7 protein-coding genes are annotated in these 13,012 nt (G+C 51.0%); all 7 read left to right on the top strand.

Annotation, left to right across the window (positions count from 1 at the left end; genetic code table 11):
• The first annotated feature begins 143 nt into the window (after positions 1-143).
• The 7 genes from BUB59_RS06135 (at position 144) to BUB59_RS06105 (ending at position 12,890) form a co-directional block, all read left to right on the top strand.
• Positions 144-1,703: a sialate O-acetylesterase gene (locus BUB59_RS06135; protein ID WP_073227115.1), complete on the top strand. Its 1,560-nt coding sequence runs from the start codon at positions 144-146 to the stop codon at positions 1,701-1,703.
• Between the two features lie 123 nt (positions 1,704-1,826).
• Positions 1,827-3,830, top strand: coding sequence for a carbohydrate-binding protein (locus tag BUB59_RS06130; protein ID WP_234979972.1), 2,004 nt, complete (start codon positions 1,827-1,829; stop codon positions 3,828-3,830).
• A gap of 140 nt (positions 3,831-3,970) precedes the next feature.
• Positions 3,971-6,292: a beta-xylosidase family glycoside hydrolase gene (locus tag BUB59_RS06125; protein ID WP_073227112.1), complete on the top strand. Its 2,322-nt coding sequence runs from the start codon at positions 3,971-3,973 to the stop codon at positions 6,290-6,292.
• Positions 6,293-6,577: 285 nt separating this feature from the next.
• Positions 6,578-8,080 (top strand): extracellular catalytic domain type 1 short-chain-length polyhydroxyalkanoate depolymerase, encoded by a 1,503-nt coding sequence (locus BUB59_RS06120; protein ID WP_083540206.1) that lies wholly within the window; start codon positions 6,578-6,580, stop codon positions 8,078-8,080.
• Positions 8,081-8,175: 95 nt separating this feature from the next.
• Complete coding sequence (locus tag BUB59_RS15165; protein ID WP_083540196.1) at positions 8,176-10,059, top strand: carbohydrate-binding protein; 1,884 nt, start codon at positions 8,176-8,178, stop codon at positions 10,057-10,059.
• A 184-nt stretch (positions 10,060-10,243) separates the two neighbouring features.
• Entirely contained in the window at positions 10,244-11,914 is a 1,671-nt protein-coding gene (locus tag BUB59_RS06110; protein WP_200778803.1) for a carbohydrate-binding protein, read from the top strand.
• Between the two features lie 109 nt (positions 11,915-12,023).
• Complete coding sequence (locus BUB59_RS06105; RefSeq protein WP_073227101.1) at positions 12,024-12,890, top strand: hypothetical protein; 867 nt, start codon at positions 12,024-12,026, stop codon at positions 12,888-12,890.
• Positions 12,891-13,012: the final 122 nt, after the last annotated feature.

Genomic DNA, 13,012 nt, shown 5'->3' with positions numbered 1-13,012 from the left:
CGGTTAGTATCAGGAGATTTCAAAGAGTTCGAGGGACCCGGCCGGGGGGCTGGGCCCATTTTTTTAGAAAAAAGTTGTTTTTCCCAAATAAAAGGGTAGATTTACTCCTGGTGTTTTGGGATAAGCATAAAAGGGTGTGTGTTATGAATCTTATCCATAAAGTGGCTGCAGTTGCTTGCTGCACGTTCGGTCTCTCCATGCTTGCTCCTCAGGCTGAAGCGGCTCCCAATCCGAATTTCCACATTTACATTGCTTACGGTCAGTCCAATATGGCTGGCGCAGGTCCTATCCAGAATAGTGACCAGGAGCCTCTTGACAATTTTGTCATGTTGTCCGGTATTGACTGTTCTGCTCGAAAGAATAATCCCAGCATTAAGGTTGCCAAGGGCCAGTGGTCCAAGGCAGTGCCCCCCATGTTCCATTGCCAGGAAGGCCTTTCCGTGGCGGACTACTTCGGTAGAACCATGGCCCAGGAAATGCCCAATGTGACCATCGGTATTATCCCGGTGGCTGTGGGTGGCGCCTCCATCAAGCTGTTTGACAAGGACCAGTGGCAGCCCTATGTAAATTCCGCCGAAAGCTGGCTTTCCAACTGGGCTAAGGATTACGACGCCCAGGGTAACGACTATTCCGCCATTATCACCCTGGCAAAGAAGGCTCAGGAAGTGGGCGTCATCAAGGGCTTCATCTTCCATCAGGGCGAAACCGATGGCGGCATGTCCAACTGGGAAACCATCGTCAAGAAGACTTACGACGACATGCGCAAGGACCTGGGTATTTCCGAGGAATTGCCCTTTGTCGCTGGCGAAATGGTGTATAATGGCGCCTGCCACGGCATGAGTACCCGCGTGAACGGACTTTCCAAGTACTTTGCAAAGTTTGGCGTTGCCAAGTCCCAGGGTACGGGCAACCAGTCCGACCGTCTGCATTTCGACCATGATGGCTATGTAGAAATGGGTAAGCGTTATGCCGCTGAAATGCTGAAACTCATTGACAAGACAGTGGACGCAAGTGCTGGTGCTGTGGAAGTTCCCCTCTATGGTGGCGGTTCCGCAGGTAGCGAAAAGCCCGAAGAATATGGCCCCTATGGCGATGTCTTCAAGATTCCGGGCAAGGTCCAGGCAGAAGACTATAACAAGGGCGGTTCTGGCAAGGCTTACTCCGACCTGGATGCTGCCAACCAGGGTGGCGAATACCGCGGTGACGCTGTAGACATCTACAAGGCTGGTATGGGTATGGCTGTGGGCTATACTCAGGCTGGCGAATGGCTGAAGTATTCTGTCCATGTGGAAGAAGACGGCGAATACGAAATGATTGGCCGTCTGGCAGGTACCAATGGCACAGGCTCCATTTCCGTTTACCTGGGCGATGCCAAGATCGGTGAGACCATGGTTTCCGAAAAGGGTCCTGACTATGACACCTATAGCGATGTTAGCGGCGGCAAGGTCACCCTGAAGGCTGGCGATTACGACCTGAAGATTTCCATCGAAACAGACTGGGTGAACATCGACTACATTGAATTCAAGAAGGTCGATGCCGCACTTTCCATTGGCAACAAGCTGATGGTCAAGACCAACATGGAAAACGCCCAGTACTTCGATATGAACGGCAATCGCGTCACCAAGGCAACTGCTCAGAAGCAGGGTATCTACCTGGTTCGCATTCCTGGCCAGAAGGCATTCGTCATCCGTAACGAAAAGTAATTGCGGCGTTTGCAATTATTGCAAAACTACTTGCAAATCATCCCTAAGATTACCTCCCAAAAGGAGGTAATTTTTGTTTTAGAAATCAGGCGCGATGTTGTGTCCGGAAAAAAGGATGATGGGATGTTTGAAAAACTTTTTCGCATGAAGCAGGTGATGACTGCGGCGTTTATGATGGCCTTACCTTACAGCGCTATGGCGGCAACTACTGTAAGCGTAAGCCTTGGGGATAGCATTCGCCCGGTAACTCATGTAGCTTCCGGTTCTCTTTACGGTTTCACCGAAACCCTCCCCAGCAATGTGGATGCCGATGTGGCTCCACTGAACCCTAATGTGTTCCTGGCCCCCGCTCGTAGCGGTTCCGGTCGCCAGCAGGGTATTGGTGGCGCCTTCCTCATTTCTCCCCGCCTCAAGAACACTACCGGTAAGGTTCAGATCCGTCTGGCAGATATTTTGCCCGGCTGGCCCTACCAGTACAAGAACTGGGATCACTGGAAATCCGAAGTCACCTCCGTGGTGAACGACAAGAAGTCCGCAGCCGTCCAGAACTTCGACGGTTACGAAATCTGGAACGAACCGAACGATACTTGGAAGGGCTCCAACAACTTCGAAGCTGACCTGTGGAAGCCTACTTATCAGCTGCTCCGTCAGCTGGATCCCGATGCAAAGATCATTGGACCTTCTTACTCCTATTACAATTCCTCCCGCATGGAAAGCTTCCTGAAGTATTGTGTCGAGAACAATGTGGTTCCCGATGTGATTAGCTGGCACCAGTGGGGTTCCGAGGGCTTCGTGGGCGCTCTGGAAAACTACCGCGCTCTGGAAAAGAAGTACAATATTTCTCCCCGCAAGGTGAGCATTAACGAATATTCCCACAGCAAGCACGAACTGGAAGGTAACCCTGGCGTTTCTGTGCCCTTCATTGCCAAGTTTGAACGTCATGGCGTCGAAAGTGCAATGATTTCCTGGTGGTTCGTACCGCTGCCCGGTCGTCTGGGAAGCCTCTTGACCAAGAACAACGAACGTGGCGGTGGCTGGCATCTCTATAAGTGGTATGGTGACATGAGTGGTTACATGGCCAAGGTCACACCCCCTAACGACAAGAGCGATGGCGTGGACGGTTTCGCCGCCGTAGATTCCAAGAAAAAGGTTGCAAGCATTGTGGTGGGCGGTAACACCCTGGGCAATGTGGACGTCAAGATCGACAAGATTCCGGAATTTTTGGGCAGTAAGGTGGACGTATCCGTGGAATACGTGACCTGGGAAGATAAGGACAAGGCTGTCCCCTCTACTACGCCTGAATCCAGCAAGGAATATACGGTCAATAACGGTTCCATCACGGTTCCCATCGATATCAAGAACGTTTATAATGCCTATCGCATTTACATCACTCCGGTTATTCCTCAGGCTCCCTATGGCGACAAGGCCGTTTCCATCCCGGGAAAGATCGAATTTGAAAATTATGACGTAGGCGGTGAAGGCAAGGCTTATCACGACGACGATTACGAGAACAAGGGCGGAGAATACCGCGACGATGGCGTGGACATCGTGAAGGCTGCCGACGGAGGCTTGGCTCTGGGCTATACTACTGCAGGTGAATGGATGGAATACACCTTCAATGTGGAAGCCGATGGCGAGTACGACGTGACGGCAAACGTATCTACCGCCATGGAAACCGCAGGCTTTATCCTGTACGTAGACGAAAAGCAGGTTCTGGACTCCATTAACGTGGCTCAGATTGACGAATCCTTCGATGTTTATAAGGAACTCAAGCTGGGGTCACTCCCGCTGACCAAGGGAGAACACGTTCTTAAAGTGCAGATTACCAAGAGCTACATCAATCTGGACTGGATCAAGTTCGCTCTCCCTGCAGTTGAAAATTCCAAGGACACCGTCCCTGAAGAACCTAAGGATACTACTCCTGATTTCTTCCTGGCTCGCCTTCAGGTGACGGGTCCAACTTCTTACGGCGTCTTCGACCTTCAAGGTAACCTGCTGGGCCACGTTTCTGGCCAGGGCCTGCAGGAACTGAATGTCAAGACCGCAAATCTGGTAAATCGCTCCGGTATTTACCTCCTTAGGTCCCAAAAAGGCGGAAAAACGCTTAAAATGAGCGTTTCCAAGTAACAAAACACAAATCTTATTCAAACACCCCATTGACATTTTATCAATGAAACATGTTTTTATTGGTAGAATGTCATTCTTATTTGTGGGTATCTTTATGAAAAAGGAAACGGGGTGTGGTGTACCCTGTAAAAGGAGTCCTTATGGGATTGTTTAGAAATTTTGTGAAGAGCGCTGTTCTGGGTGCCGCATTCGTTGGCGCCGCTTCCGCAGCAACCGTTTCAAATCCGTGGATTTATTCCGACGTGCCGGACCTTTGCATCGCAAAGGGTGAGGGCGACAACTACTACATGGTCAGTACCACCATGCATTATGCACCTGGCGTACCTATCATGAAGTCTACGGATCTTTCCAACTGGCGTACCGTCAATTACGCCTACCAGACCTTGGTCAATAACAACAAGATGAACCTTGAAGGCGGCGAAAATGCCTATGGTAAGGGTTCCTGGGCTTCTGCCATTCGTTATCACAAGGGCAAGTGGTACATTCTGACTCCATCTTATACCACCAACAAGACTCATCTTTATATTACCGACGATATTGAAAACGGCCCCTTTGTAGAAAAGCAGCTGCCGTTCTATCATGACCCCAGCTTCTTTATGGACGATGATGGCAGCGCTTACGTGATTTATGGTGGTGGTCAGCTGAACATCGTAAAGCTGAAAGCAGACCTTTCTGGTCCGGATGGTGGCTCTACCGTATTGGTGAGCGAATCTTTGCGTAACCAAACTTCTGGTACAAGCAGCTACATTGTTGCTCTCGAAGGCGCCCACATGGAAAAGGTGGACGGCAAGTACTATCTGTTTGGCATTAGCTGGTATGGCCCTTGCCGTACTGAACTGGTGTTCCGTTCCGACAAGCTGATGGGCGGCTATTCTGGCAAGGTATTCCTGCAGAAGAATGGTGTGGCTCAGGGCAGTATCTTCCAGACTGATGCCGGCAAGTGGTATGCTTACCTGTTCCGCGACAGCGGTGGCATTGGCCGTATTCCCTACCTGATGGAAGTGGAATGGAAGGATGGCTGGCCTACTGTTGTGGGCGGCGCCGCTCCTGCTACTCTTAACCTTGAAAACGAAGTGGATCCCGGCTACGGCATGGTGACTTCCGACGATTTCGATGGCGATGAACTTCCCCTGGAATGGCAGTGGAACCACAATCCCGATAACAAGAATTGGGCCCTGAAGGATGGCAAGTTAAGAATTACTACTGGCCGTACCGATAGCAAGCTCTACACTGCAAAGAATACCCTGACCCAGCGTACCTATGGTCCCAAGTGCTCTGGCCGTACTCTGGTGAGCGGCAAGGACATGAAGGATGGTGACGTAGCTGGCTTGGTTGCCTTGGCTGACTCCCTGGGCTTTGTGGCTCTCGAAAAGTCCGGCAATAGCTTTGAAGTGGTTTACTACGAACGTGAATACAAGCTCAAGAGTGTTGCCATTAACGGTGACGAAGCCTACTTCCGCATTGACTTTGATTTTACCAAGGACAGAGCAAAGTTCTACTATAGCCTTAATGGCTCCAGCTGGACCCAGATCGGTAACGAACTGAAGTTGCCCTACACCTTGGGCATGTTCGTGGGTTACCGTTTCGGCCTGTTCAACTTCGCGAAGAAGACTGCTGGCGGTACCGCTGCCTTTGACTGGTTCAAGGTGGGCGACAACGAAAACGACGAAATTTACCTGGATAACGCTGCTGCAGAACCGGTTCCTCAAACTGCTCATAACGCAACCCAGACTCCGTGGGCAATTCCTGGCCAGATCGAAGCAGAAGACTTCGACGATCCGGGTAAGGGCAAGGGCGGCCCCTCTTACAGCGATGGCGATTCCGACAATAAGGGCGACAGCGACTACCGTAAGGATACCCCGGTGGATCTGTACGTGAAGTCCGGCGACCGCATTGTGGTGGGCTATATCCAGAAGGACGAATGGCTGGAATACACCATCAACGTGGCTAAGGCTGGCGATTACACTATGTTTGCCGCAGTTGCATCCGATGGCGGCTCTAGCTTCAAGCTGTCTCTGGATGGCAAGGACCTGACCGACGAAATTACCGTTCCTAAGGCTAATAAGGCTGCTGGCGATTCCGCCCAGAATTTTGATGACTACAGCAAGGTAAAGGCTAACGTGACCCTGCCCGCTGGCGAACACATCCTGCGATTCACTGCAACTGCAGACTGGTTCGACATTGACTACTTCAACTTCGCCGAAGGCAAGGACGCTACTGACCCCGCTCCCATCAAGACGGAAGATCCTCAGAATCCTGATGGTATTGGTCTGGTCAAGTTCGCTGAAGAACGTGGCGTGCAGAACTACCGCGTGTTTGACCTGAAGGGCCATATGCTGGGCATGATCCGTTCCAACGGTATGGACATCGTGAATGCTACCCGCCAGTTCGTCAAGAGCAACGGCGTGTACATCGTGAAGCCCGTCTCCGGCGGTCTCCTGCACAAGGTGAACGTAAGATAACGCAAGGGGGTTAATAAGACGCAAGGGGCTCTGCCCCTTGGAACCCCGAAAAAAAGGCTATGCTTTCACAGGCTTTTGCCTGTTTAGCATGCCTTTTTTTGTTTGAGTGGAAGCGGAGCTTCCTACTCAAAGAAATCTGGACGGATCTAGTGGCAAATTCGGGAATCCTATGGACATTTCGTCCATAGGTTTTTCTTTATTACTTGCTTATTTTCTCCTGCGGGGTATAGTTTTAGGATAGCAGGAACTGGAGTGGTGTCTGGTTCCATTATTAAGGAGAATGGGATGTTTTGTAGAAAACTTTTGACAGCTGCTGCTGTCTTTTCTGCTGTCGCAACTAGCGGCTTTTGCGCCTCTGTTCAGACTCAGAATCTGAATGTTAACGGTTCCAATCGAAATATGATGGTTTATGCGCCTACTAATATCGAGAAGGATCGTCCCCTGATTATCCAGATGCATGGCATGAATCAGGATGCAAAGTACCAGCACGATGCCGCCAAGTGGGAAGAAATTGCAGATACCGCCCGTTTTGTGGTGGTTTTTCCCAATGGTGAGAATAAGTCCTGGGATATTTCCGGCGATAAGGACGTGAACTTCCTGAAGGCCATCATCAGCGAGATGAATACCAAGTACGGTATCGACAAGAAGCGCGTGTACGTTTCCGGATTTTCCATGGGCGGCATGATGAGTTATCACGCTGCCAACAAGATGGGCGACATGATCGCGGCAATCGCCCCTTGCTCGGGATATCCTTTTGGTGCCGGCGCCTCAAGCAAGCGCATGATGCCCATTATCCACACTCATGGAACAACCGATGATGTGGTGGGCTATAGCGGTGGCGCCGACTATGTGAAAAAATGGGCAAATTACGAAGGCTGCGGCGCGTCCGAAAAGATTTCCCAGTACCCGGTGGGGCGCACCTCATCTCAGGCTTCTCTGGAAGTGTGGACCGGCTGTAAGGATAATAGCGAAGTCCGCCTGATGACTATTGCAGGTAAGGGCCACTGGTACTCTATGGACTTGGCCAGCGTCAACACCTCCGACGAAATCTGGAATTTCGTAAAGCGCTTCTCTCTGGATGGCGCTACTGCGGATCCGTCCATCGAGCCGCCTTTTGTTGAACCCACCAACCGCGATGAAATTTATAATGGCGGCTTTGACTCTACGGCAAATGCCTGGACCTTGCAGACCCATGGTGATGCTTCCGCTACCGGCGCGGTCAAAGATGGCGCCTACAACTTCAATATTTCTGCAGTGGGCGCTCAGCCCTACACCGTGCAGCTGATCCAGCATAACCTCCATCTGGAAAAAGACCAGTGGTACGAAATCAGCTTTGACGCAAGCGCCGCTGCCGCCCGCAAGCTGGAAGTGAACGTGGAACAGCACGAGGATCCTTGGGCTAGCTACCTGGCGGAAAAGCAGAATTTCGATATTGGCACCAGCGCCAAGACTTACACATTCCAGTTCCAGATGACCGCCGCTACGGATACTAACAGCCGCCTCAGCTTCAATGCTGGCTCCGATGCAGTGAACATGACGCTGGACAATGTAAGCATTAAAAAGATTTCCGCACCGGAACAAGCGCAAGTGATTGGAAGTTCGTTAAATGGTGCCGCCCTGGCATCCCGTCAGTACAGCATTTATTCTCTGTCGGGCGAATTCCTGGGCAAGTTCCGCGCCAGCAATTCCATGGAACTTCAGGATAAGGCGAAGGCTCTCGTCAAGAAGTCCGGCGTATACATGGTCCGCTCTGGCAGTACCTTCAAGAAGGTTCATGTTGGAAAATAAGCCGTTGTAAATATGTCAATGAAAGGTTGTAAGATGGGCTGGAACCTTTTAAATGCAAAAGGTAGTTTTAGAGGAAAGAAATCAGGAGTATAAAGATGTCAAAGAAATCTCGCGTTTCCAGCCGCGTTTTCGCCGCTGCCGCACTTGCAACCCTCGGATTTGCAGCAACTGCAAATGCCCATCCCGACAGTTTGGTGCTTACGCCCCCGTTGGGTTGGAACAGCTGGAACGTATTCCATGAAAACATCAACGAAAATCAGATCAAGGAAGTTGCCGACGCAATGGTGACCTCGGGTCTCCGCGACGCGGGCTACATCTACCTGAATCTGGATGACAACTGGATGCATACCAAGCGTGACGCCAATGGTGACCTCCAGAATCACCCGACTACATTCCCCAGCGGCATGAAGGCTCTGGCCGATTACATTCACGCCAAGGGATTGAAGTTTGGCGTTTATGGCGACCGCGGTAAACGTACCTGCCATCATTACAACTCCAAGTGGGACAGCGAAAACGGCTCCTACATGCACGAAGAACAGGACGCCAAGAAGTTCGCCGAATGGGGCGTAGACTACCTGAAGTACGATAACTGTGACCCCGCACCTAATTCCAACCAGGAAGAAGATTACACCCGTATGTCCAAGGCGCTCCGCAATTCCGGACGCGACATCGTGTTCAGCATTTGCGCCTGGGAATATAAGGACTGGATGCCGAAAATCGCTCACCTGTGGCGTACCACTTTTGATATTGGTCCCGAATGGAGATCCACCTCCTGGTATCGCGGCATTTACGAGATTATCGATGCCAACAACAAGTATTGGGAAATTGCAAAGCCCGGCAAATGGAACGACCCGGACATGCTCGAAGTGGACAATAGCAAGCTGACCTACGAAGAACAGAAATCCCAGATGACTATGTGGTCCATCATGGCCGCACCTATCATGATCAGTTCCGATGTTCGTAAGATGTCTACTCAGGTCAAGGACCTTTACCTGAATAAGGATATGATTGCCATCAACCAGGATTCCCTAGGCGTTCAGGGCCATCGCATTTCCAATAAGGATGGAAAGCAGATTTGGACTAAGCCTTTGAAGAATGGCGACATCGCTGTGGCTCTCCTCAACGACAATACTTCTCCCCAGACCATCGAATGCAACTTTGCTGATATTGGCGTTACTGGCGAAGTGGAAGTTCGCGATGCCTGGCAGAAGAAGGATCTTGGTGCAAAGTCCAGCGTATCTGCTGAAGTTCCTGCACACGGTTCCGTGCTGTTGCGCTTGATTCTCAAGCCGGTTCCCCGCGAACCCTTTGGCGGTAAGGCCTGGGCTATTCCGGGCAAGATTGAAGCGGAGGACTTCGATATTAACGGTGTCGGCGCAGGCAATACCACCTACAACGAAAAGGATTCCGAAAACCATGGCAATTCCGATTACCGCAAGGGCACCGGCGTTGACCTGTACGAAAAGGATGGCGGCAAGATCGTGGTGGGCTACAATCAGGCTGGCGAATGGCTGGAATACTCCGTGAACGTTGCTGAAACCGGCGAATACACTATGTTTGCCGCAGTTGCTTCCGCCAATGAAACTTCCAGCTTCAAGCTGTCTATGGATGGCAAGGATATTACGGAAGAAATCGCAGTCCCCAAGGGCGAAGGCGAAGACAATTACGATGATTTCCAAAAGGTTCAAGCAGCTGTGAATCTGACAAAGGGTGAACACATCTTGCGCTTCACCGTCACTGGCGACTGGATGGACATTGACTACATCACCTTCGTAACGTCTAATTGTGAAGAGGATGGATCTCATTGTGCAGAAACTTGCGGAGGCGTCGAATGTAAGGACGCCATTGGCAGTAAGGTCGCCGAGCCTAGCCGAGGCGCTGTGCAAAGCCGAGGTGCCCAGAGCAAGTTCACTGTAAATGGCAAGCGCCTGAACAGCCTCCACAGCGGAGCTAAGCACATCAAGGTCTTTACCCGCTAAGCACCCCAAAGGTCACCGAGCATCGCCGAGGTGCCGAAACGCTTCTTGGATAAAACGTCCACAAAACTTCCTCGCAGATAGATTCTGCGGGGCTTTTTTGTAGGTATCTTTATCATTGCAGAGATAATTGTGGTGGTTGCTCTGTGTTGTTTTTTTGCGGCTGGTTACCGCATGAGAGGAAAATATGGGAATGTTTAGAACTGCAGCCCTTGCGGCACTTTTGACAGTCAATTCTTTTGCAATTACAAATCAGTTTCGCGGTACCAACTGGGCCGATAAGCGAGACAACTTTGTGTCCGACGTGCTGGTACTTTCGGGCATGTCCTTGAACATGACCTACGAATCCGCCTACGCACTCTCTGATCGCGTTATGGGGCAGTTCGTAGAAAAACTGGGCATTAACAGCCTGCGTATTCCAATCAATGAACCTACCGCTTCTACGGCATGGGGCTATTACCAGGGAATTATCGATGGTATCTTAGCTCACGGCCGCGTGGTCATTGGCTATTGGGGCCCCGCACAGCCTAGCGGCCCCAAGAACATGGATGACTGGTGGAAAATGTGGGACACTGTGGTCAAACAGTACGGCGATAATTCCGACGCCTATTTTGAAATTTTCAACGAACCCCACATGTATACCAAGGACGAGTTACGTAATTTGTATGCAACCTGGCTGGAACGTTTCCCCGATGTGCCTCGCGATCATATTCTGCTGGACGGTACTGGCTTGGCTTGGAATGTGCCTGAGATTGCCGACGATCCCCGCTTTGATGGGTGCCTTTTCGCAGTCCACGAATACACCTTCTGGAATATGAGCATTACCACCGAAGAAGGCTGGAAGAATAGCTTCAAGGGAAAGGTGGGCAAGTACGCTGACCGCACCGTCTGTACGGAATGGGGCGGCGCCATGGGCCCCGGCGACAAGGCTGGCGTTCATTACGAGAAGATGGATTATAACGATCCTAATCCCACCAACTACTTCATGGCATACATTCGCGGTATGTCCGAACAGCTGCGCGAATGGCAGATGGGTAGCTTCTACTGGGTAGGCCTTCGTGATGGTGACTGGTACAGCATGGTCACACGTTCTGGTGAAGGTGCAAATACCACCCTTGAAATCGTGAACCAGTCCGGCGTGGACCGCATGCAATATTCCTGGACGGATACCGTTGCTGTGGAACCTGTTCCCCAGAGTCCGTTCAAGGGCGTGGCGAATGCAATTCCTGGCAAGATTGAAGCGGAAGACTTTGACGTTCCCGGCGTAGGCAAGGGTAACGAATCTTACAGCGATAAGGATTCTAAAAATCAGGGTGACAGCGATTACCGCAAGGACGACGCTCCCGCAGTTGATCTTTACAAGAAGAGTGATGGTCGCATTGTGGTGGGCTATAATCAGACAGGCGAATGGCTGGAATACACCGTGAACGTTGCTGCAACGGGCGAATACACCATGAACGCTTCTGTAGCCTCCGCTAACGAAACCTCCGGCTTTAAGCTGTCTATGGACGGCAAGGATATTACGGAAGAAATTGCAGTCCCCAAGGGCGCATCTCTGGATGATGAGAGTGCAAACTATGATGACTATCAGATGGTCTCCGCCAAGGTGAACCTGACCGAGGGCGAACACATCCTGCGCTTTACCGTTACCGGTGACTGGATGGACATTGACTACATCGAATTTGAAAATAAAGACGCACCGGATGCCATCGGCCGTAAGGTCGCCGAGCCTAGTCGAGGCGCTGAACGCAATAAGGTCACCGAGCGAAGCCGAGGTGCTGGCTCCTTCACCGCAGATGGCAAACGCCTTGGCCGCCTCCGCAATGGCGCCAAGTACATCAAGGTCTTTAGCCATTAAGCTTTAACACACATCCCAAATAGGGGTCGCGAGTAAAATCGCGGCCCTTTTCCCATCTAGAAGCTCGCTAAATGCTATATTATTGCACTCAATAACCCGCGGATATACTATGCAGAAAGAATTCGAAAAAGCTCTGGAAAAACTGCTGAACTTCAAGGTGACGGATGAAAAGTCCGCCGCACAGTACAACGACTTGTTCAAGCAGATGGTGACCGCTTCCGTGAAGGTAGTGAACGAAACGGATTTCGCCGCCCTCATCAACCAGAAGGTCGAAGCCGCCGAGAAAAAGTACGGCGCCAAGATGGAACCCTCCGACGAAAACGACCTGTACAGAAAGCTCCGCGACGTAGTTCGCTTTGAAATGTCCCGCGAGGCAATCCTCAACAATGTGGATTATGAACTCTGCTGTACCGATGTGAACTACAAGAATGCTCTGGGCAAGTTCCAGGCCGACTTGGAAAAGATCGTTCCCAACGGTCAGCCGGAAGTTCTCGCCTCCATGTCCCAGGCTCTTTACTCTGACTTTACCAACTTTTTCGTCAGCGAAACTCTGGACATGGTGGCCGATGCCAAGATTTACCAGATGCCTGAATTCCGCGCCCTCCAGCTGAATGCCCTGGGCAAGGAAGTTCGCACCTGCGCTAATATTGTGAAGCAGCAGAATTCCAAGCCCCAGAAATCCGAAACAGTGACGGATTGGTTCCGCGTTATGTTTGTGCTGCCCGCCCTGCTGTTCAAGAAACTGTATGCAGTGAACATGGTGAATTTCTTCGAAGTTTCCCAGAAGTATGTGGACGATGCCGCCCACATGTTCAACATCTTCCAGCGTAATTTTGAATCCTTCGTCCCCGGTGATGAATACAAGATTCTGCTCCACTTCCTTGCAGAACTGGGCCTGAGCAACTGCTTTACCGTTCGCCCCAAGGTCGCAGGCTCCAAGTCCGCCGAGCAAGGCCGAGGTGAAGTAGTAAACTAATTTGGAATACTTGTTTCCTAAAAAGGCTATCTTTTTAGGAAAAATGAGAGTATATTATTAGTACTTCTCTCTCTCTAAATATTAAGCCTCGCTCCTGGGATGGGTAGCGAGGCTTTTTTTTG

The organism is Fibrobacter sp. UWEL (assembly GCF_900142535.1).
In the GTDB taxonomy this organism is placed as follows: Bacteria; Fibrobacterota; Fibrobacteria; order Fibrobacterales; family Fibrobacteraceae; genus Fibrobacter.
This window is presented reverse-complemented; position numbering and strand designations above follow the sequence as displayed.